Here is a 22,167-nt window from a genome sequence, read left to right on the forward strand (position 1 = left end):
GAAAACTGCCGGATAGCCCTTATTCTCTTTTCAACTTCCAAATCACCAAACGGTATATAAAACCGTTACAGCTTTCATCCTCGTTATAAATATTATGACTGTAGATAGTCATCACATTTATAAGGGTGCGCAATGGCCGTTAAATCACTGAAAAAAGGAACACTGGTGCTGGGAGCCTTGCTGCTGGCGGCTCAGGCACAGGCGACTGAACTGCTGAACAGTTCCTATGATGTCTCCCGCGAGCTGTTTGCTGCCCTTAATCCGCCGTTCGAACAGCAGTGGGCGAAGGATAATAGCGGCGATAAGCTGACCATTAAGCAATCTCATGCCGGTTCATCCAAACAGGCACTGGCGATTTTGCAGGGCCTGAAGGCCGATGTGGTGACCTACAACCAGGTGACGGATGTGCAAATCCTGCACGACCGGGGCAACCTTATCCCAGCCAACTGGCAGAGCCGTTTGCCCAATAACAGCTCACCGTTCTATTCCACTATGGCGTTCCTGGTGCGCAAGGGTAATCCGAAAAATATCCACGACTGGAGCGACCTGGTACGCAGCGACGTGAAGCTGGTGTTCCCGAACCCGAAAACTTCCGGTAACGCCCGTTATACCTATCTGGCGGCCTGGGGGGCGGCGGACCAAGCCGACGGCGGCGATAAAGCCAAAACCGAACAGTTCATGACTCAATTCCTGAAAAACGTTCAGGTATTCGATACCGGCGGACGGGGTGCAACCACTACCTACGTGGAGCGTGGTTTGGGCGATGTGCTGATAAGCTTTGAATCCGAAGTGAACAATATTCGCAAACAGTACGAAGACCAGGGCTTTGAGGTCATCGTGCCGAAAACCAACATTCTGGCCGAGTTCCCGGTGACCTGGGTCGACAAAAACGTCAAAGCCAACGGTACCGAGAAAGCAGCTAAAACGTACCTGACCTGGCTGTACAGTCCGCAGGCGCAGACCATCATCACCGATTATTACTATCGCGTGAATAACCCGGCGGTGATGGACAAACTGAAAGACAAGTTCCCACAGACTGACCTGTTCCGTGTGGAAGACAAGTTCGGTTCATGGCCGGAGGTGATGAAGACCCATTTCGCCAGCGGTGGTGAGCTGGATAAGCTGTTAGCGGCGGGGCATAAGTGATGTTTGCTGTTTCTTCCAGACGCGTGCTGCCGGGCTTTACCTTAAGCCTCGGCACCAGTCTGCTGTTCGTGTGCTTGATTTTACTGCTACCGCTCAGCGCGCTGGTGATGCAGCTGGCGCAGATGAGCTGGGCGCAATACTGGGAGGTTATCACTAACCCTCAGGTGGTGGCGGCTTACAAGGTGACGCTGTTGTCAGCGTTTGTGGCCTCAATTTTTAACGGGGTGTTCGGCCTGCTGATGGCGTGGATCCTCACCCGTTATCGTTTCCCGGGCCGCACGTTGCTTGATGCGCTGATGGATTTGCCCTTCGCGCTGCCGACCGCGGTAGCGGGTTTAACCCTTGCCTCACTGTTTTCGGTGAATGGTTTCTACGGTGAATGGCTGGCGAAATTCGATATTAAAGTGACTTACACCTGGCTTGGGATCGCCGTGGCGATGGCGTTCACCAGCATTCCGTTTGTGGTACGTACCGTACAGCCGGTGCTCGAAGAACTTGGCCCGGAATACGAAGAAGCGGCGGAAACCCTTGGTGCTACCCGCATTCAGAGCTTTCGCAAAGTGGTGCTGCCGGAGCTTTCCCCGGCCTTGCTGGCGGGTGTGGCGTTGTCGTTCACGCGCAGCCTCGGTGAATTCGGCGCGGTAATTTTTATCGCCGGGAACATCGCGTGGAAAACCGAAGTGACCTCGCTAATGATTTTCGTGCGCTTGCAGGAGTTTGACTATCCGGCGGCGAGCGCGATTGCCTCGGTGATCCTCGGGGCGTCGCTGCTGCTGCTGTTTTCCATCAACACCTTGCAGAGTCGCTTTGGTCGACGCGTGGTAGGTCACTAATGGCGGAAGTCACACAATTGAAACGCTACGATGCGCCCCGCATCAATTGGGGAAAATGGTTTCTGATTGGCACCGGGATGCTGGTATCTGCCTTCATTCTGCTGGTGCCGATGATGTATATCTTCGTCCAGGCGTTCAGCAAAGGGCTGATGCCGGTGCTGCACAATCTGGCCGATCCGGACATGCTGCACGCCATCTGGTTGACGGTGATGATCGCGCTGATAACCGTCCCGGTGAACCTGGTTTTCGGCGTGTTGCTGGCCTGGCTGGTGACGCGCTTTACCTTCCCGGGCCGCCAGTTGTTGCTGACGCTACTGGACATTCCGTTTGCGGTCTCGCCAGTTGTAGCAGGCTTGGTCTATTTGCTGTTCTACGGCTCTAACGGCCCATTGGGCGGCTGGCTTGATGAACATAATCTGCAAATTATGTTTGCCTGGCCGGGCATGGTGTTAGCGACGATTTTCGTGACCTGTCCGTTTGTGGTGCGTGAGCTGGTGCCAGTGATGTTGAGCCAGGGAAGCCATGAAGATGAGGCGGCGATCCTGTTGGGCGCGTCCGGCTGGCAGATGTTTCGTCGTGTGACGCTGCCGAACATTCGCTGGGCGCTGCTGTATGGCGTGGTACTGACCAACGCCCGTGCAATTGGCGAATTTGGCGCGGTATCGGTGGTGTCCGGTTCGATTCGCGGTGAAACGCTTTCGCTGCCGTTGCAGATTGAATTACTTCAGCAGGATTACAACACTGTCGGTTCGTTTACCGCCGCAGCCCTGCTGACGTTAATGGCTATAGTGACCCTGTTTTTGAAGAGTGTGGTGCAGTGGCGCCTGGAAAATCAGGAAAAACGCGCGCATCAGGAGACGCATCATGAGCATTGAAATTGCCAGCATTAAGAAATCGTTTGGTCGCACCCAGGTGCTGAATGATATCTCCCTGGACATTCCGTCCGGGCAGATGGTGGCGCTGCTCGGGCCGTCCGGCTCCGGTAAAACCACGCTGCTGCGGATTATCGCCGGACTGGAGCACCAGACCAGCGGCCAGATCCGCTTCCAGGGCACCGACGTTAGTCGTCTGCACGCCCGCGATCGTAAAGTCGGTTTTGTGTTCCAGCATTACGCCCTGTTCCGCCACATGACGGTGTTCGAGAATATCGCCTTTGGCCTGACGGTGTTGCCGCGTCGCGAGCGCCCGAACGCAGCGCAAATTAAAGCCAAAGTGACCCGGCTTCTGGAAATGGTCCAGTTGGCGCATCTGGCTGACCGCTACCCGGCCCAGCTTTCTGGCGGGCAGAAACAGCGTGTCGCGCTGGCGCGTGCGCTGGCGGTCGAGCCGCAAATTTTGCTGCTCGACGAACCCTTTGGCGCGCTGGATGCGCAGGTGCGTAAAGAGCTGCGCCGCTGGCTGCGACAGCTGCATGAAGAGCTGAAATTCACCAGCGTGTTCGTTACCCACGATCAGGAAGAGGCGATGGAAGTCGCGGATCGGGTGGTGGTGATGAGCCAGGGTAATATCGAACAGGTCGATGCCCCGGAGCAGGTATGGCGCGAACCGGCCACCCGTTTCGTGCTGGAGTTTATGGGTGAGGTGAATCGTCTGAAAGGCACCGTGCGCGGGGGGCAATTCCACGTTGGTGCGCACCGCTGGCCGCTGGGTTATACGCCTGCGCATCAAGGGCCGGTGGATCTGTTCTTGCGCCCGTGGGAAGTTGACGTCAGCCGTCGCACCAGCCTCGATTCGCCGCTGCCGGTGCAGGTACTGGAAGCCAGCCCGAAAGGTCATTACACCCAGTTAGTGGTTCAGCCGCTGGGCTGGTATGACGAAACGCTCACGGTGGTGATGCGCGGGGACGATGCCCCGCAGCGCGGCGAACGTCTGTTCGTCGGCCTGCAACATGCCCGCCTGTACTCTGGCAAAGAGCGGATTGAAAACCGAGAGGAAATTAATCCTCTGCTACTGGCCGAAACCGCCTGACGGTTTTCACGCAGATCACGGAGAGGGCCCATGGAAACATGGGCCTTTTTTTATTTCGCTCAAACAAACAGGTTATTCGCACAGTAATGGCGAAAAATGGCGTGACCGTCACAGAGAGTTACGCCTCAATGCCATCGGCGCATAATGACTTGTCACTCCTCTTACTGTTTAATGTTGACATGCCGTGACAAATATCAGTCTTACAAAGCGTAAGGATATTAACGTAATACGTGAGGTCATTTTGGTAGATATTAAACAATGCGAAGATTTTTTTCCCTCCGATGACCATGCGTTTTGCGTGTTTATGTTAAGCAATCAGGCGATGGCCGATCTGCACGGACATGAATTCGATGAACTGGTGATTGTACGCAGCGGTAGCGGGTTTCATATTGTTAACGATCATGCCGAAATGATCCGCCCCGGCGATTTCTTTTTCGTAACCGCCAATGATGTCCACTATTATGAAGCCACTAGTGAACTCTCATTGATTAATATTCTTATTCACCGCCAACGTGCGTTTCAATATATTAAAAACATCGAGCCACTGATTACATCGATCGCTGAAAAGACCCGTCCGTTTAATGACCGCTATCAGCCACTGACGCAACAGGCGCTTAATAGCATCATTACGCTGGCAGAAGGGATCAGCCGTCGGCGCGATGATGCGTTTGATCCGCTCTATTTTTCTGCCACCGAATCCGCTTTTTTGCAAATCCTGACCCTGTTGTGCGAGGGGCAACGTGCCTGCAAAAACGCCGCCGTTGATGAGCGGCGCAAGATTTATTTACTCGATCATATTCGCCAGCACTACGCCCAGGAGATTAACTGGAAAAGCGTGTGCGAGGAGGGCGGCATTGCGCTGCGCACGCTTTACCGTTTCTTCCGCGAAATGACCGGCAGTACGCCGGAAAAATTTCAGCAACTGTATCGTTTACTGAAGGCGCAGGAATTATTGCGCACCACCGATATCCCGGTCAGCCGAATTGCTTTGCTGTGCGGCTTTTTGAACCCACCTCGAATGACCGAAGCCTATCGCCGATACTTTCAACACACCCCTTCGCAGGAGCGACAGTTAAGCACCTCAATTAAAGAAAAACCGTAATACGTTTTAACGGGCATATTTATTCCACACCCTCGGCGGCTTTAATAATAACTGCCCGGCCAAGTATTGCCCGGATTCACCCGCTACACATTGAGTTTATTTGTCAGGAGTGGATTTATTATTCTTACAACCTAGCTGGAGTATTTATTATGCTCAATATTAAACAGCCCAATCCGTGGTACGTTGGTGTTGTTTCCGGCATGGCCTCGTATATTGATTCAGCGGCGATTGTGTCTAATGGCACGGCGCTGGTGATTTATCAAAAGGCCATCGGAACCACCTCAACGGAAATTGGCATTCTGTCTGGCGTTTTGACGTTATGTATTGCTCTGGGTGCATTTACCGGCGGTCGTCTGGGCGATTGTTACGGCAGGCGTAACGTTTTTATTATCACCATGATAATGGTATTTATCGGCACGCTGCTGCTGGCTTTTTCCGGCGGATTTTATTTATTGCTGCTGGGAACCGTCCTCGTCGGGCTGGCAACCGGGGCCGACCTTCCCGTCTCGCTGGCGACGATATCGGAAGCGGCGAGTGATAAGAACCGCGGCAAAATTATCGGCCTGTCTAATTTGCTGTGGTTTGCCGGTATTTGTACCACCATGGCGATTTCGGCGCTGGTCGGCGGATGGGGCCGAACCGGGGCGCAAATCTTATATCTGCACGTCGGTTGCGTGGCGCTCATTCTGCTGGTACTGCGCTGGTCGTTGCCGGAATCGCCGATGTGGCTGACCGCGCATAAAGAACGCAAGGCCGGGCGATCCACCGTCCGGGCGCAAAAAACGTCGGTCAGGGATTTACTGCATGGGAAATACCTCTGGCCCTTTATCGCGCTGTGTCTGTTTTACATGTTTACCAATCTGGCTGCCAATACCGGCGGACAGTTCGGCTCTTATGTCGCAGTGAACGTGGTCGGTATCACGGTCGAAAAAAATGCGCTGTGGAATCTGATAGCGATGCCGGTCGGCGTGCTATCAGGATTACTGTTTATGAAAATGGTGGATACCGAAAAACGTATGCTGGTGTTCATCATCGGGGCCTGCTTCTTTGCTGGCGGCTTCTTCACCCCGGTTCTGCTGAATTTCTCCCCTGTCTCCTGGCTGTGTTTCTTGCTGTTCACTGCGATTGGCAGCGGGATGGCGTTTGAAGGGATCATGAAAGTCTGGTCGCAGGAATCCTTCCCGACCATGCTGCGCGCCACCGCACAGGGGGCGATTGTCGGCCTTGCACGCCTGACCTGCGGCATCCTCGCCTTTGTCACGCCGGTGCTGCTCGATGCCGGGCCGGTGGTGCTGTATCTGTTGCTGTCTGGTCTGGTGGCCTCAGGCATGTTTATCGGCTGGCTGTGCTTCCATGGCAAGCGGCGCACCGAGTTCAGTAGTGAAGCGGAGATTGTGCTCGATAACGCCACCGCGAATGTGTCGGTTGCTGCGCACACCACCACCCATTAATTCTGAAATAAAGTGGAGTCAATGATTATGCTGTCAGTCAGTCAAATAATGTTGAATGGAGAGCCGTGCCTGATGGGGGTGGATGCGCTACCCCTGGTGGGCTGGAAAATCGAAAGTGATAACCACAATGTGCTCCAGCGTGCGTGGCATCTCCAGTGCAGTACCAGAGCAGACTTTTCGTCACTGATTTTTGACAGTGGCGAAGTCGTGAGCGAGCAGTCCAACAATATTGAGTTGGGCGATGCGGTACTTTCGCCGTCGACCCGTTACTACCTGCGGGTGCGCGTCACCGACAATTACGGGGAACGTAGTGCCTGGAGCCCGTCGGCGGCATTTGTTACTGGCATGCTTGGTACTCCGTGGCAGGGCGCGTTTATCTCTGCGGAATCGCCGAGTGACAAAGCCGAGTCGAAAGTGACGCTGCTGCGCAAAGCCTTTGCCCTGTCACCGCACAAAGCGATTACCGCCGCGTGGGTTCATGCCACGGCGCTGGGTATCTATCAGCTGTTTCTCAACGGCGAGCGCGTGGGTAACGATGAGCTAACCCCGGGCTGGACCAGCTATCGCCATCATCTGCTGTACCAAACCTATGATGTCACCGGGTTGCTGGCGCAGGGCGAAAACGTGATAGGCGCAGAGCTGGGCGCAGGTTGGTTTAAAGGCGATATGGGCTTTGCCCGCCACCGCAACTACTACGGAGAACAGACCGCGCTGCTGTGCCAGTTGGTGGTGCAGTATGAGGACGGCACCCAACAGGTGCTGGCATCGGACAACAGCTGGCGCGGGAGTGATTCTGCCTGTGCGTTTGCGGAAATTTATGATGGCGAGCGCTTCGACGCCCGACGGGTGCAGCAGGGCTGGAATCGGCCAGGCTTTAACGAGGCATCATGGCGAGCGGTTAACCGCGTCGATTGGGATAAGCACACCCTGACCGCACAGGGAGCGGGCACCGTCCAGCAAATCGAACGTCTGCCCGCTACAGCGCTAATCGTCACCCCACAGGGCGATAAGGTGCTCGACTTCGGTCAGAACATGAGCGGTTGGGTTGAATTTCGGTTGCGTGGCCAGGCCGGGGACAAAGTGGTATTGCGCCATTTCGAAACGCTGGATGCCAACGGCAACGTCTATCTCAACAACCTGCGCACCGCCCAACAGACCATCGAGTATCACTTAAGCGGGGAGGGGGAGGAAGTATGGCACCCGCGCTTTAGCTGGCAGGGTTTCCGCTATGTGAAGGTCGAGGCGTTTCCCGGTGAGCTGAGTCTGAATCACTTTAGCGCGATTGTGATTCATTCCGCGATGGCACCGACCGGGCAGTTTTCCTGCTCAAATCCCGACCTTAATCAGTTGCATCACAACATTTTGTGGGGGCTGAAAAGTAACTTTGTTGACGTGCCGACCGATTGCCCGCAGCGTGATGAACGCCTGGGCTGGACCGGCGATGCGCAGATTTTCTGTCGTACCGCCAGCTACCTGATGCAAACCCAGACCTTCTTTGCGAAATGGCTGGCTGACCTCAAATACGATCAAACCCCGGAAGGCGGTGTCCCGCACGTGATCCCCGATATCCTTACCGGTCACTGCGACCAGGATAAGTTTCTGGCACAAGGAGGGACACATTCGGCCACGGGCTGGGCGGATGCGGCAGTGGTTAATCCGTGGACCATGTACCTGATGTACGGCGATAAGCGGGTGCTGGAAAACCAGTATGCGAGTATGAAAAGCTGGGTCGATTTTATGCAGGCACATGCGGATAACGACATCTGGCGCTATAAGCTCCAGTTCGGTGACTGGGTAGCGCTGGATGCGGAGGAGGGCAGCTATTTTGGTGCTACGCCGGAAGACTTGATCTGCACCGCCTGGTACGCCCATTCGACGCTGCTGTTGGCGAAAACCGCCCAGGTGCTGGGGCATACTGAGGATTACGACTATTACCACGCACTGCAGGCGCGGATTGTGGCCCGCTTCCGCGAACGCTTTTTTACCGCCGATGGCGAAATGACGGCGCGTACCCAGACGGCGCATATCCTTGCCCTGTGTTTCAATCTGGTGCCTGACATCTGGCGCGAGCGCACTGTCGATACGCTGGTGGAACTGCTGCACGAGCACGGCGGGCATCTGGTGACCGGTTTTCTCGGAACGCCGTATTTCTGCCATGCGTTGAGCCAGAACCAGCATCCGAAAGAGGCCTGGGCCTTACTTCTCAAAGAGGATTTCCCGTCATGGCTGTACCAGGTCAAGGCCGGAGCGACCACTGTCTGGGAGCACTGGGACGGCATTAAGCCGGATGGCTCGATGTGGAGTCCGGATATGAACTCGTTCAACCATTACGCCTATGGCGCAGTTGGCGAATGGCTGTATCGTAGCGTGGCAGGTATTGAGGCAGACGAAACGGCACCAGGATTTAAACACGTCGTGATTACCCCGCTGCCCGGCGGCGGCTTGAGCTGGATGAACGCGCGCTATCGCTCGATTTATGGCGACATCGAGGTGAAATGGCAGGCGCAACAGGGGCGTGTGGTGCTGACGTTCAGCATTCCGGCGAACACGACCGCGACCGTAAAACTGCCGGGTGCGAAAGAAGTGATAGCCTGCGGCGAACTTAAATTTGTTTGCGTCGGGGAGCAATGGTCTGCGCGTTGCGGATCGGGGGAATACCGGATTGAGTATTTGCCTGATGAATCGGTAGACCTGACTTACACAGACTGATAGCTTAACGTTATCACACTGAGCAAGCGGCCCGCGTGGCCGCTTTTTCTATGAAAGTCTGGACCGGAACGTGAACACATTAGAACAAACCATCGGCAACACACCGTTAGTCAAACTACAGCGTATGGGGCCGGATAACGGCAGCGAAATTTGGGTCAAGCTGGAAGGCAATAATCCTGCGGGGTCGGTGAAAGACCGGGCCGCGCTGTCGATGATTGTGCAGGCGGAAAAACGCGGCGAAATCAAACCGGGCGATGTGCTGATTGAAGCCACCAGTGGCAATACCGGCATCGCGCTGGCGATGATAGCCGCGTTGAAAGGCTATCGCATGAAGCTGCTGATGCCTGACAACATGAGCCAGGAACGCCGCGCCGCAATGCGGGCGTATGGCGCGGAACTGATCCTGGTCAGCAAAGAACAGGGCATGGAAGGTGCCCGTGATTTGGCGCTGGAAATGGCCGATCGCGGGGAAGGTAAACTGCTCGATCAGTTTAATAATCCTGATAATCCTTACGCCCATTACAGCACCACCGGGCCGGAAATCTGGCAGCAGACTAACCAACGGATCACCCATTTTGTCTCCAGCATGGGCACCACCGGGACGATTACCGGCGTGTCGCGCTTTCTGCGTGAGCAGGCGAAAAAGGTGTCAATCGTCGGCTTGCAGCCGGAAGAGGGCAGCAGCATCCCGGGCATTCGCCGCTGGCCTGCGGCCTATATGCCAGGCATTTTTAATGCCTCTCTGGTGGATGAGGTCATGGATATTCATCAGCGGGACGCGGAAAATACCATGCGTGAACTGGCGGTGCGGGAAGGCATTTTCTGCGGCGTGAGTTCTGGTGGTGCCGTCGCCGGTGCGCTACGGGTGGCGAGAGCTAATCCGGAGGCCGTGGTGGTGGCGATTATCTGCGATCGCGGCGATCGTTATTTGTCGACCGGCGTGTTTGGAGAAGAGAGTTACAGTCAGGGGGCGGGGATTTAACGGTCATGGAGATGATTCTTTTCCGGGATAAAACCCGGGCGCAACAGGCCGATATTGTGGCCGTGCAGTCTCAGGTGGTTTACGGCAGCGTCGGTAACAGCGTGGCGGTGCCGAATATTAAGCAGCATAACCTCAATGTGCTGGCGGTGCCGACGGTGCTGTTCAGCAATACGCCACATTACGACACCTTCTATGGAGGGGTTATTCCGGATGAGTGGTTCAGTGGCTATCTGCGTGCGCTCGAAGAGCGTGATGCGCTGCGCGAGCTTAAAGCAGTCACCACTGGCTATATGGGCAGCGCCAGCCAGATTGCCATTCTGGCGCAGTGGCTGAAGGCGATGCGGGAAAAACATCCGCAGATGATGATTCTGGTGGACCCGGTGATTGGCGACACCGACAGTGGCGTTTACGTAAAACCGGAAATCCCGGCGGCCTATTGCGAACATCTTCTGCCGCTGGCGCAGGGTATTACGCCGAATGTGTTTGAGCTGGGTGTGCTCAGTGGTAAGCCGTGCGACACGCTGGATAACGCGATTATCGCGGCGAAAAGTTTGCTTTCGGACACCCTAAAGTGGGTGGCGATCACCAGTGCGCCGGTGGCGGATGACAATGACATTCATGTAGTGCTGGTGACGAAAGAGAGTGTGGATGTCAGCGGCTGGCCCCGCGTGGCGACCGATTTAAAAGGTACTGGTGACCTGTTCTGTTCTGAACTGATAAGCGGTGTGGTGCAGGGGAAAACCTTGGCGGATTGCGTACATGCGGCCGGAAACCGAGTGGTCGAGGTGATGCGTTATACGCTGGAAAAAGGCTACGATGAGCTGATTCTGCCACCACGATAACGGTGAACCACAGAAACAAAAATGGCGCCCGAGGGCGCCATTTGTCTATCCGAGCGGCATCAATTACTTCTTGATGCGGATAACCGGAGTTTCACCGACGGTCACGCTACCGGACAGTTTGATCAGCTCTTTGATCTCGTCCATGTTGGAGATAACAACCGGAGTCAGGGTAGACTTGGCTTTCTCTTCCAGCAGGGCCAGATCGAACTCGATCACCGGATCGCCAACTTTAACGCGCTGGCCTTCTTCCGCGATACGTTTGAAACCTTCGCCTTTCAGTTCAACGGTATCGATACCGAAGTGAACGAACAACTCAATACCACTGTCGGACTCGATTGAGAACGCGTGGTTGGTTTCAAAGATTTTACCGATGGTACCGTCTACCGGCGCAACCATTTTGTTGCCGGTCGGTTTGATAGCAATGCCATCGCCCACGATTTTCTCAGCAAAAACAACATCCGGCACGTCTTCGATGTTGACGATCTCGCCAGAGAGCGGAGCAACAATCTCAATAGTTCCGGTGTCTTTCTTATCATCAGAAACCAGAGATTTCAGTTTATCGAACAAACCCATGATCTTCTCCTAAGCAGTAATTTGGGCCGCATCTCGTGGATTAGCAGATTGTTTTTTCTTCAATGAACTTGTTAACCAGCGTCATTAACTCGTCCGTTGTCGGTTGAGCAAGAGCCTGCTCTGCTAAAACCTTCGCATCTTCGAAGTTCGTGTTACGGATAATCTTCTTAATGCGCGGGATGGAAATGGCACTCATAGAGAATTCGTCCAGACCCATACCCAGCAACAGAAGTGTAGCACGTTCATCGCCTGCAAGCTCACCACACATGCCAGTCCACTTGCCTTCAGCATGAGAAGCATCAATAACTTGCTTGATCAGGGTGAGGACAGACGGTGACATCGGCTGGTAAAGATGCGAGATCATATCATTACCACGGTCAACTGCCAGGGTGTACTGCGTTAAATCATTGGTTCCGATACTAAAGAAGTCAACTTCTTTGGCTAAATGACGCGCAATCGTTGCCGCAGCCGGTGTTTCCACCATCACGCCCACTTCGATTGATTCGTCAAACGCTTTACCTTCGTCACGCAGTTCCTGTTTGTAGATTTCGATCTCTTTCTTAAGTGCACGCACTTCTTCAACAGAGATGATCATCGGGAACATGATGCGCAGTTTACCGAAAGCGGATGCACGCAGGATGGCGCGAACCTGGTCACGCAGGATCTCTTTACGATCCATGGCGATACGCACTGCGCGCCAGCCCAGGAACGGGTTCTCTTCTTTTGGGAAGTTCATGTACGGCAGCTCTTTGTCGCCACCGATGTCCATGGTACGGACGATAACCGCTTGAGAGCCACAGGCTTCAGCAACGGCTTTGTATGCGGCAAACTGTTCTTCTTCAGTTGGCAGCGCATCACGGTCCATGAACAGGAATTCTGTACGATACAGGCCGACACCTTCAGCGCCATTGCGCTCTGCACCGTCGATATCACGCACGGTACCGATGTTGGCACAGACTTCAACCTGATGACCGTCGAGAGTAATCGCTGGCAGGTCTTTCAGTTTTGCCAGTTCGGCTTTCTCTTCCGCAACCTGGGTCTGAATCTTACGCAGGGCGTCGATCTCTTCGTTAGTCGGGTTAACGTAAACTTTGTTGTTAACCGCATCGAGGATCAGATAGTCGTCGTTTTTAACTTCGGAAGTCACGCTACCGGTGCCCACGATCGCTGGCAGTTCAAGGGAACGGGCCATGATAGAGGTGTGGGAGGTACGGCCACCGATGTCAGTGATGAAACCCAGCACCTTGTTCAGGTTCAGCTGTGCGGTTTCGGACGGTGTCAGGTCTTTGGCAACCAGGATAACTTCGTCCTGAATAGCGCTCAGGTCGATGATAGCCAGACCCAAAATGTTGCGCATCAGGCGTTTACCGATGTCACGTACGTCAGCCGCACGTTCTTTCAGGTATTCGTCGTCCAGTTCTTCAAGAGCAGTCGCCTGACCTTCGATAATCTCATTGGCTGCTGCATCAGCAGTCATGTGCTTATCTTTAATCAGGGCTATGATTTCCTGCTCCAGCTCCTCATCTTCCAGCAACATGATGTGGCCTTCGAAGATGGCTTCTTTTTCTTCGCCGAACGTTTCACCAGCTTTCGTCTTGATTGCTTCCAGCTGTGCGGACGCCTTCGCGCGACCACTCAGAAAGCGTTCAACTTCCTGGTCAACGCTGTCGGCAGAAATTTTCTTCCGGTCGATGACAATTTCGTCTTCTTTCAGCAGCAATGCTTTGCCGAAAGCGATACCCGGGGATGCTAAAATGCCTGAAATCATAACCCTACCTTACTTGTGACTGATTTTAAAAAGAACTCGTGAACTTACTCGAGTTCAGCCATCAGCTTAACCAGATGTTCAACTGCTTTCTGCTCGTCTTCGCCTTCAGCAGAAATGGTCACCACGGTGCCCTGAGTCAGACCCAAAGTCTGCAGTTTGAACAGGCTTTTAGCGCTGGCGCTTTTGCCGTTGGAGGTTACTGTGATCTCAGAAGCGAAGCCTTTGGCTTCTTTAACAAACTGAGCGGCAGGGCGGGTATGCAGACCGTTCGGAGCGGTAATGGTAACTTCTTGCTGGAACATTATATTTCCCCAACTTATAGGTTTAGTGTTGTGGAACTAAAGTCTAGCCTGGCGACTACACTTTAGCCTGTATTGATTAGCGCCGGCGGATACGAAAGCGATACAGAAGGTCTGACGCGATCCTGGCAGGCACTTCTGGCCGGTGACGTTTAGCTCGTCATTAAACATTATGCCGCGAAAGCAAGATTTGAACCAAATCATAAAATCGATTCAGCTAGCGTAAATGCTCAAATGAATAATTTCGCGCATCAAAATAAATATGAGGGTTAAATACCAGACCCGACAGGGGGAAGCAATGCCAGGTGGACCAAAAGTATGACCTGTGCCACAAAAAAGCACCCTGTCGGGTGCTTTTTTGGTCAACTTTTTACATTTGGCATTACTGTTGCAATTCTTTCTCAGTAAAGAGATCGGCAAACAACGCAGTGCTCAAGTAACGCTCACCCGACGACGGTAGGATAACCACAATGTTCTTATTGGTAAAGGTTTCGTCTTCCTGCAGTTTCAGTGCGGCAGCAACGGCTGCGCCTGACGAAATCCCGGCCAGAATACCTTCTTCCTCCATCAGACGGCGTGCGGTGGAGATGGCTTCTTCGTTAGTGATGGTCACCACTTTATCGATGAGCTTCAGATCGAGGTTGCCCGGGATAAAGCCCGCGCCGATACCCTGAATTTTATGTGGTCCTGGCTTGATTTCATCGCCTGCCAGTGCCTGGGTGATGACCGGGGAATCGGTCGGTTCAACCGCGACGCTAATCAAGTCGGTTTTGCCTTTTGTGCCTTTAATATAGCGAGACACTCCGGTGAGGGTCCCACCGGTGCCGACGCCCGCGATAAACACATCAACCTGGCCGTCAGTGTCTTCCCAAATTTCCGGGCCTGTGGTTTTCTCGTGGATTTCCGGGTTTGCCGGGTTACTGAACTGCTGTAGCAGCAGGAATTTTTCCGGGTTGTCCGCCACAATTTCTTCGGCTTTCTGAATGGCACCTTTCATGCCTTTCGCACCTTCGGTCAGCACCAGATTCGCGCCCAGCGCTTTCAGCAGCTTGCGACGCTCAATACTCATGGTTTCTGGCATGGTCAGCGTCAGTTTGTAGCCCCGCGCGGCAGCCACATAAGCGAGTGCGATCCCGGTGTTACCACTGGTCGGTTCAACCAGTTCGATACCCGGTTTCAGCACACCACGTTTTTCGGCATCCCAAATCATGTTGGCACCGATACGGCATTTGACGCTGAAGCTCGGGTTGCGTGATTCCACCTTCGCGAGGATGCGTCCATTACCGATTCGGTTCAGACGAACCAGCGGCGTATGACCGATTGTCAGCGAGTTATCTTCAAAAATCTTACTCATAGCCCGTCCTTAACTGTATGAAATTTGGGAACGACACCAGCATACGCGGATGGCCCTGATGCGGAAGTAAAGTTTTCGCATATGGTTATTCTGATGTGAAATAACGGTTACCAGTATGGAATAAGGGGGGGCATATGCCACCCCTTATTTACTTTTATATACAGAAGACAGTCACTTCCAGACCGCGTGCTTGTCGCGATAGCAGTCGACCCACATGGCGGTCGCGCCACAAATGGCGACCGGCAGGATCACCAGGTTGAGGACCGGGATCATTGTAAACAGGCTGGTTAACGCGCCAAACTGCATATTGGTGGCTTTGCGGGCGCGCAGCGCTTCACGCATGGTTTTAAACGGCACCTTGTGGTTGTCGAATGGATAGTCACAATACTGAATCGCCATCATCCACGCGCTGAACAGGAACCACAGCACCGGCGCAACGGTCTGGCCGATACCAGGGATGAAGTAAAGCATCAGTAGAATGAGGGCGCGCGGTAAATACCACGCCAGTTTCTGCCATTCACGTTTCATTATGCGCGGCACGTCTTTCATGACGCCCAGCACGCCGGTATCGGGCGGTGTCGCCCCGGTTAATCGGGCTTCGAGCTGTTCTGCCAGCAGGCCGCTGAACGGCGCGGCAATCCAGTTGGTGATGGTCGAGAAGAAGTAACCGAACACCAACAGCACTGAAATCACCACAATGGGCCACAGCAAATAGCTCAGCCATTGCAGCCAGTCCGGAACGTGACTCATCAGCGCGGGGATCCAACCGCCGAGTTCGCTGAACAGCCACCAGAATGCGCCACCCATCAGGATGATATTCACCAGCAGCGGCAGGAAAACGTAACGACGGATCCCCGGCAGGCTTATCAGCTTCCAGCCCTGAGAAAAGTAGTAAGCCCCACTGCGGGGAGAAGAAGAGGAAACCATGGTCAGGTGATGCTCCTTTTAATAAAGTCCAGGTCGTTGCGCGAGTATATTATCGACATGTCGAACGAGATCCAGTTAAGAAATGTTCGAAAAAACAGCAAAAAGCACGATTTGGTTCATCTTTATGCTCCGATTTCCTGGTACGCACTTGCACTTGACGTAATCGGCAAATACTCTTAGTGAGTAAATGTTTGCCGTGGTGGCAAGGTGTTAGAACAACAGAGAATATAATGATGCAGGATTTGCGTCTGATATTAATCATTGTTGGCGCGATCGCCATAATCGCATTGCTGGTTCACGGTTTCTGGACCAGCCGCAAAGAACGTTCTTCGATGTTCCGCGATCGCCCAATGAAACGCATGAAATCGCGTAACGACGATGAGTCGGATGACGACTTCGATGACGAGGTTGAAGGCGTAGGTGAAGTTCGTGTTCACCGGGCTAACCCTGCCCAAAATGTGAATGTCGGGGAGCATGATGCAGCCCGTCAGGTGCCGCAGCACCAGTACCAGCCGCCGTATGAGCGTCAGGTGCAACCGCCTGTTCGCCAGGAAGAGTCTGTGCGCCATTCTCAGCCTCAGCCGCAGCAGCCTCCGGTACATCAGCCGCAGCCCGCACATCAGGCACCTGAACAGCATCAGCCGGTTCAACAGCCTGTCGTGCCACAGCAACCTGCCGCCCCGCAGTATCAGCAGCCGGTACAGCCTCAGGTCGCACAGCCTGCGCCTCAGCCGCACCCGTCTGCCGCAACTGCGCCGGAACCTGTTGCCCCGCAGCCGGTTGCACAGCCTCAGCAACCTGTGGCTGAACCTCAGCCAGAACCGCAGCCGGTGAAGCAGGAGCGCAAAGAAACGGTTATCGTTCTGAGCGTTGCCGCGCATCAAGGGTCGCAGATTAACGGCGAACTGCTGCGTAACAGCGTAGAGCAAACCGGTTTTGTGTTCGGTGATATGAATATTTACCATCGCCATCTCAATCCTGGCGGCGGTGGTCCGGCGTTGTTCAGCCTCGCCAATATGGTGAAGCCTGGCACATTCGATCCGGAAAACATGGCCGATATGCAAACGCCTGGCGTGACCATCTTCATGCAGGTGCCGTCCTACGGTGACGAACTGCAGAACTTCAAACTGATGCTGCAATCAGCGCAGTTTATTGCGGACGAAGTGGGCGGCGTGGTGCTCGATGACCAGCGCCGGATGATCACCCCGCAAAAGGTACGTGAGTACCAGGACCGCATCCGCGAAGTGAAAGACGCCAACGCGTAACCGCCCGGCGTATCACACCCTTCCTGAACCCCCGCCTGTCGGGGGTTTTTTATCATTGATGGTGGGATATGGAACCAATCGAACAACAACTGACTGAACTGCGAACCACGCTTCGCCATCACGAATACCTCTACCATGTCATGGATGCGCCGGAAGTGCCGGACGCGGAATATGACCGCCTGATGCGCGAACTGCGCGAGCTTGAGCAACAGCATCCAGAACTGATTACCCCGGATTCCCCTACGCAGCGTGTCGGAGCCGCACCGCTGGCGTCGTTTAGCCAGATTCGCCATGAAGTGCCGATGCTATCGCTCGATAACGTGTTCGATGAAGAGAGCTTTGTCGCTTTCAACAAGCGCGTGCAGGATCGCCTCAAAAGTACCGATGCCCTGACCTATTGCTGTGAGCTTAAGCTCGATGGTCTCGCGGTCAGTATTCTCTACGAGAACGGCGTGCTGATTCAGGCCGCGACGCGTGGCGATGGCACCACTGGCGAAGATATTACCGCCAATGTGCGTACCATTCGCGCCATTCCGCTCAAACTGCGCGGCGACAATATTCCGGCCCGTCTGGAAGTGCGTGGCGAGGTGTTCCTCCCGCAGGCGGGCTTCGAGAAAATCAATGAAGAGGCACGCCGTACCGGCGGCAAGCTGTTCGCTAACCCGCGTAACGCGGCGGCGGGATCGCTGCGTCAGCTCGACCCGCGCGTGACCGCGAAGCGACCGCTCACTTTCTTCTGCTATGGGGTGGGTGTGCTGGAAGGCGGGGAACTACCGGGCAGCCATCTGGGGCGTCTGCAGCAATTCAAAGCCTGGGGGCTGCCGGTCAGCAACCGGGTGAAGCTGTGCAGTTCGCCAGAGGAAGTGCTCGCTTACTATCACAAAGTGGAAGAAGACCGCCCGACGCTCGGGTTTGATATCGACGGTGTGGTAGTGAAGGTCGACTCGCTGACGTTGCAGGAACAACTGGGCTTCGTGGCGCGTGCCCCGCGCTGGGCGGTGGCGTTTAAATTCCCCGCGCAGGAACAAATGACGTTTGTGCGCGATGTCGAATTCCAGGTTGGACGCACCGGGGCGATCACACCCGTCGCACGCCTCGAGCCGGTACAGGTGGCGGGTGTGCTGGTAAGTAATGCCACCTTGCATAACGCCGATGAAATTGAACGTCTGGGCCTGCGAATTGGTGACAAAGTGGTGATTCGCCGCGCCGGGGATGTTATCCCGCAGGTGGTGAACGTGGTGCTGTCCGAGCGCCCGGCGGACACTCGCCCCGTTGAGTTCCCGGCCCAGTGTCCGGTCTGCGGGTCAGATGTGGAACGCGTGGAAGGTGAAGTGGTCACGCGCTGTACCGGCGGTCTGATTTGCGGCGCACAGCGTAAAGAAGCGCTGAAGCACTTCGTCTCCCGTCGGGCACTGGACGTTGACGGGATGGGCGACAAAATTATCGATCAGTTGGTGGAGAAAGAGTACGTCCACACCCCAGCAGATCTGTTCCGCTTGACGGCGGGCAAGTTGACCGGACTCGACCGGATGGGGCCAAAGTCGGCACAAAATGTGGTCAATGCGCTCGACAAAGCGAAAGAGACCACCTTTGCTCGCTTCCTGTATGCGCTTGGCATTCGCGAAGTGGGTGAGGCAACTGCCGCCGGACTGGCTGCCCATTTTGGTACTCTGGATGCGCTGATTGCCGCTTCCGTTGACGATCTGCAAAAAGTGCCGGATGTCGGCATTGTCGTCGCAACGCACGTCTTCAATTTCTTTGCCGAAGACAGCAACCGCGATGTGATTCAGCAGTTGCAAAACGAAGGCGTGCACTGGCCTGCGCCGGTAATTATTAACGCTGAAGAGATAGACAGCCCGTTTGCCGGTAAAACCGTGGTGCTGACCGGCAGCCTGAGCCAAATGTCACGTGACGATGCCAAAGCGCAGCTGATTGCGCTGGGCGCGAAAGTGGCGGGCAGCGTATCGAAGAAAACCGACCTGGTAATAGCGGGAGAAGCGGCGGGTTCGAAGCTTGCGAAAGCGCAGGAGCTGGGCATTGAGGTTATCGACGAAGCCGAAATGCTGCGCCTGTTAGGAGTCTGACGTGGAAAAAGAGCAGCTGATTGAAATTGCCAATACCGAAATGCCGTTTGGTAAGTACAAAGGCCGGATGTTGATTGATGTGCCCGAGGAGTATCTACTGTGGTTTGCCCGTAAGGATGAATTTCCTGCCGGGCGTCTCGGGGAGTTGATGGCCATCACGCTGCTGATTAAATCGGAGGGGCTGACCCATCTGGTGCAGCCCCTGAAGCGCAGTCGTTAAGCTTTCGCCTCATCAACGGCATTTTTTGCCTGAAGTCGTTCGGTCTGGCGCTTATAGCGACGCGCCAGCACCGCACATACCATCAGCTGGATTTGGTGGAAGATCATTAGCGGCAGCACCATCATGCCAATCATGGCCGTTGGGAACAGAATATTTGCCATCGGGATGCCGTTGGCGAGGCTCTTTTTCGAGCCGCAGAACACAATCGTAATCTCATCCGCTTTATTGAAGCCGCACTTGCGCGCAACTACCGTGTTTACCACGATAACAATCGCCAGCAACACAATGCTTACCACCACGATAAACAGCAGTGAACCCAGACCGACTTTGTGCCAGATACCGTTCACCACTGCTTCACTGAACGCGGAATAGACCACCAGCAGAATGGATGTCTGGTCGGTTTTACTGATCCATTTCTTATTGCGCGTCACCCAGGCTGCGGTCCACGGACGCGATAAATGACCCAGCACGAATGGCAGCAACAGTTGCAGCATAATTTTACCGACCTGTTCCAGGCTACCTTCAGCGCCGTGCAGATTCATCAGCAGGCCGACCAGCAGCGGTGAAACGAAGATCCCCAACAGGCTTGATGCCGATGCAGAGCACACGGCGGCTGCGACGTTTCCACCCGCCATTGAGGTGAAAGCAATGGCCGATTGCACGGTGGCGGGCAGAATGCACAGATACAGGAATCCGTTATACAACGCCGGATCGACATTGACCGGAGCCCATCGGGCGAACAACACCCCCAGAACCGGGAACAGTACGAAAGTGCTGCACATCACCCACAGGTGCAGTCGCCAGTGGCTCCCTCCGGCGATAATGGCTTCCCGAGAGAGCTTCGCGCCGTGCATAAAGAACAGCAGCGCAATGGCGGCGGTAGTCAGGCCTTCAAAAAACGGGACAAAGCCGCCGCGGGCAGGGAACAGCGAAGCCAGCAACACAACGCAGATCAGCGTCAGCGTAAAGGGGTCGAGAATGCGGAAAAGTTTCATAAACGCTCCTGAAAGTCGATGTCGCTATTGTGCTTATTCTGCTTTGAGAAATAAAATTGATTTATTGCATCCATTGATGAATTTAACAGATGAATTATTCCCTGCGTCAGCTGAAAGTTTTTATTACCGTCGCCCAGGCTAAAAGCTTTAGTCGGGCAGGGGAGATGATTGGCCTTAGCCAGTCGGCGGTAAGTCATAGTGTGAAAGAGCTAGAGCATCAAACCGGCGTGAAGTTACTGGACCGTACTACCCGCGAAGTTGTGCTGACCGAAGCGGGACAGCAGCTTGCAGCCCGACTCGAGCGTCTGCTTGACGAGCTGAACAGCACGCTGCGTGAAGCCGGTCGCGTCGGCCAGCAGCTGACCGGCACCGTGCGCGTGGCCGCCAGTCAGACCATTTCGGCACATCTCATTCCGCAATGTATCGCCGCCAGTAATCTGCACTATCCGGAGATCGATTTTGTCCTGCACGATCGCCCACAGCAGTGGGTGCTGGAGAGTATTCGTCAGGGGGAAGTGGATTTCGGCATTGTTATCGACCCTGGTGCCGTCGGTGATTTGCAATGTGAGCCAGTATTGTCGGAGCCGTTTTTTGTGTTATGCCGAACCGATCATCTTTTTGCCAGCCTGCCGAGCGTCAATTGGCAAGAATTACAGGGAACGCGTTTGGTGTTGCAGGATTATGCGTCGGGGAGCCGCCCGTTGATTGATGCCGCGCTGATGCATCACGCAATCACCGCTGAGATTGTGCAGGAGATAGGCCATCCGGCGACCTTATTCCCGATGGTCGAGGCCGGGATTGGGATCAGCATTTTACCGGCGCTGGCACTGCCATTACCGCAGGGAAGCCAGCTGATGGTGAAGCGGTTGACGCCGGTGGTCGAACGTCAGTTGATGCTGGCACGGCGTAAAAACCGCTCGCTTTCCACTGCCGCTCAGGCCCTGTGGGACGTGGTGGGCCAGCAGGCGCAGGCGCTTACCGCCGCCCGCGCTCACGACGTGCTGTATCAGACGTAAATATCAATCTGGTGATCGTCGGAGGGGGTATTGACCCCGGTCATCGGCGTAGCAGACGTCTGCTGGGCCTGTTCTTTCTCCGCCTGCTGGCGCTGGAGCTGAGCCAGTTGCGCTTCGAGCATCGTAATTTGCTCCTGAATCATCTCCGCCTGTTTCTGTTTCTCTTCAGCATCGCCGCTACCGTCAGCAATGGTTTTCAGTTGCTGCGTCAGTTTGGTGATTTGTTGAGTTATGCGGGTCATCTGCGATGAAATATCGTTGCCCTGCGGTGCCGCAGAGCTGGTCGTCGTTTGCAGGCCTGGGGCAGAAGAAGAGGGTAAAGAAATTGCAGCCATGATAAATGCCTTAATGTCGAAATAAGGGTTATCGGCAGAGGCGAGGCAGGCTTGATAGGGAAAGAGTTGGGGAATTCGGCATTTCGTGCAGGATGACTCGCTTCGCTCGCCCTCCGGGTCGTCGCCGCACGCGGCTCCGTTGTCTCACTGCGTTCGACTCGAACCTGCAGCAGGTTCTCATTCTGCACGTTGAGCACTGTGCCCAGAAACAACAAAAGCGCCAGAAGGCGCTTTTGTTTAAATTTGGTGGGTCGTGCAGGATTCGAACCTGCGACCAATTGATTAAAAGTCAACTGCT

20 protein-coding genes and 1 other RNA gene are annotated in these 22,167 nt (G+C 54.6%); 13 read left to right on the forward strand and 8 right to left on the reverse strand.

The annotated features are described in order from the left end of the window. The first annotated feature begins 132 nt into the window (after positions 1–132). The 9 genes from SIK69_RS05900 (at position 133) to pdxK (ending at position 11,033) form a co-directional block, all read left to right on the forward strand. Entirely contained in the window at positions 133–1,146 is a 1,014-nt protein-coding gene (locus tag SIK69_RS05900; protein ID WP_319628065.1) for a sulfate ABC transporter substrate-binding protein, read from the forward strand. Further along, positions 1,146–1,979, forward strand: coding sequence for a sulfate/thiosulfate ABC transporter permease CysT (gene cysT, locus SIK69_RS05905; RefSeq protein WP_319628066.1), 834 nt, complete (start codon positions 1,146–1,148; stop codon positions 1,977–1,979). The genes SIK69_RS05900 and cysT overlap by 1 nt, the downstream gene beginning before the upstream one ends. After that, positions 1,979–2,854 (forward strand): sulfate/thiosulfate ABC transporter permease CysW, encoded by an 876-nt coding sequence (cysW, locus tag SIK69_RS05910; RefSeq protein WP_319628067.1) that lies wholly within the window; start codon positions 1,979–1,981, stop codon positions 2,852–2,854. The genes cysT and cysW overlap by 1 nt, the downstream gene beginning before the upstream one ends. Continuing rightward, positions 2,844–3,947: a sulfate/thiosulfate ABC transporter ATP-binding protein CysA gene (gene cysA / locus SIK69_RS05915; RefSeq protein ID WP_319628068.1), complete on the forward strand. Its 1,104-nt coding sequence runs from the start codon at positions 2,844–2,846 to the stop codon at positions 3,945–3,947. Before cysW ends, cysA begins: the two co-directional genes overlap by 11 nt. 304 nt (positions 3,948–4,251) lie before the next feature. Then, positions 4,252–5,049, forward strand: coding sequence for a helix-turn-helix domain-containing protein (locus SIK69_RS05920; protein ID WP_319785653.1), 798 nt, complete (start codon positions 4,252–4,254; stop codon positions 5,047–5,049). Positions 5,050–5,198: 149 nt separating this feature from the next. Continuing rightward, positions 5,199–6,500 carry an MFS transporter gene (locus tag SIK69_RS05925; protein ID WP_319785645.1) on the forward strand — a complete coding sequence of 434 codons (1,302 nt, stop codon included), beginning with the start codon at positions 5,199–5,201 and terminating at the stop codon, positions 6,498–6,500. Positions 6,501–6,527: 27 nt separating this feature from the next. Continuing rightward, a complete protein-coding gene (locus SIK69_RS05930; RefSeq protein ID WP_319785646.1) occupies positions 6,528–9,209 on the forward strand; it encodes a glycoside hydrolase family 78 protein in 2,682 nt (893 codons plus the stop codon). 70 nt (positions 9,210–9,279) lie between these two features. After that, positions 9,280–10,191 carry a cysteine synthase CysM gene (gene cysM, locus SIK69_RS05935; protein WP_319628072.1) on the forward strand — a complete coding sequence of 304 codons (912 nt, stop codon included), beginning with the start codon at positions 9,280–9,282 and terminating at the stop codon, positions 10,189–10,191. Positions 10,192–10,196: 5 nt separating this feature from the next. Continuing rightward, positions 10,197–11,033, forward strand: a complete 837-nt coding sequence (gene pdxK, locus SIK69_RS05940; protein ID WP_319628073.1) for a pyridoxine/pyridoxal/pyridoxamine kinase — start codon at positions 10,197–10,199, stop codon at positions 11,031–11,033. 63 nt (positions 11,034–11,096) lie between these two features. Here pdxK and crr read toward each other — a convergent pair whose 3' ends face one another. The 5 genes from crr to cysZ form a co-directional block, all read right to left on the reverse strand. Continuing rightward, positions 11,097–11,606, reverse strand: a complete 510-nt coding sequence (gene crr, locus SIK69_RS05945; protein WP_110509079.1) for a PTS glucose transporter subunit IIA — start codon at positions 11,604–11,606, stop codon at positions 11,097–11,099. Between the two features lie 40 nt (positions 11,607–11,646). Beyond that, the gene (ptsI, locus tag SIK69_RS05950) at positions 11,647–13,374 is read right to left on the reverse strand and encodes a phosphoenolpyruvate-protein phosphotransferase PtsI (RefSeq protein WP_319628074.1); all 1,728 of its coding nucleotides are present in this window, start codon (positions 13,372–13,374) and stop codon (positions 11,647–11,649) included. A 44-nt stretch (positions 13,375–13,418) separates the two neighbouring features. Next, positions 13,419–13,676, reverse strand: a complete 258-nt coding sequence (gene ptsH, locus SIK69_RS05955) for a phosphocarrier protein Hpr (RefSeq protein ID WP_004960145.1) — start codon at positions 13,674–13,676, stop codon at positions 13,419–13,421. 379 nt (positions 13,677–14,055) lie between these two features. Continuing rightward, a complete protein-coding gene (cysK, locus tag SIK69_RS05960; RefSeq protein WP_319628075.1) occupies positions 14,056–15,027 on the reverse strand; it encodes a cysteine synthase A in 972 nt (323 codons plus the stop codon). Between the two features lie 171 nt (positions 15,028–15,198). Continuing rightward, positions 15,199–15,954, reverse strand: a complete 756-nt coding sequence (gene cysZ, locus SIK69_RS05965) for a sulfate transporter CysZ (protein ID WP_319628076.1) — start codon at positions 15,952–15,954, stop codon at positions 15,199–15,201. A 230-nt stretch (positions 15,955–16,184) separates the two neighbouring features. Here cysZ and zipA point away from each other — a divergent pair, with 230 nt between their 5' ends. The 3 genes from zipA (at position 16,185) to SIK69_RS05980 (ending at position 19,523) form a co-directional block, all read left to right on the forward strand. Beyond that, positions 16,185–17,219, forward strand: a complete 1,035-nt coding sequence (zipA, locus tag SIK69_RS05970) for a cell division protein ZipA (RefSeq protein WP_319785647.1) — start codon at positions 16,185–16,187, stop codon at positions 17,217–17,219. Between the two features lie 68 nt (positions 17,220–17,287). Beyond that, entirely contained in the window at positions 17,288–19,303 is a 2,016-nt protein-coding gene (gene ligA, locus SIK69_RS05975) for an NAD-dependent DNA ligase LigA (protein WP_319785649.1), read from the forward strand. 1 nt (position 19,304) lies between these two features. Next, complete coding sequence (locus SIK69_RS05980) at positions 19,305–19,523, forward strand: DUF3820 family protein (RefSeq protein ID WP_319628079.1); 219 nt, start codon at positions 19,305–19,307, stop codon at positions 19,521–19,523. Here SIK69_RS05980 and SIK69_RS05985 read toward each other — a convergent pair. Beyond that, positions 19,520–20,518 (reverse strand): bile acid:sodium symporter family protein, encoded by a 999-nt coding sequence (locus tag SIK69_RS05985; RefSeq protein WP_319628080.1) that lies wholly within the window; start codon positions 20,516–20,518, stop codon positions 19,520–19,522. The genes SIK69_RS05980 and SIK69_RS05985 overlap by 4 nt on opposite strands. An 89-nt stretch (positions 20,519–20,607) precedes the next feature. On the opposite strand from SIK69_RS05985, the gene SIK69_RS05990 reads away from it, so the two are divergent. Further along, on the forward strand, positions 20,608–21,534 hold the full coding sequence (locus SIK69_RS05990) for a LysR family transcriptional regulator (RefSeq protein ID WP_319785650.1): 927 nt from the start codon (positions 20,608–20,610) through the stop codon (positions 21,532–21,534). Here the strand turns inward: SIK69_RS05990 and SIK69_RS05995 are convergent. Together SIK69_RS05995 and SIK69_RS06000 are read right to left on the reverse strand one after the other, a co-directional pair. Next, a complete protein-coding gene (locus SIK69_RS05995) occupies positions 21,525–21,869 on the reverse strand; it encodes a FlxA-like family protein (RefSeq protein WP_319628082.1) in 345 nt (114 codons plus the stop codon). The two genes, SIK69_RS05990 and SIK69_RS05995, sit on opposite strands and share 10 nt — an antisense overlap. Positions 21,870–21,945: 76 nt before the next feature. Continuing rightward, positions 21,946–22,071: non-coding RNA, RtT sRNA (locus tag SIK69_RS06000), on the reverse strand. Positions 22,072–22,167: the final 96 nt, after the last annotated feature.

The sequence above is a fragment of the Scandinavium lactucae genome (genome assembly GCF_033843265.1).
In the GTDB taxonomy this organism is placed as follows: Bacteria; Pseudomonadota; Gammaproteobacteria; order Enterobacterales; family Enterobacteriaceae; genus Scandinavium; species Scandinavium lactucae.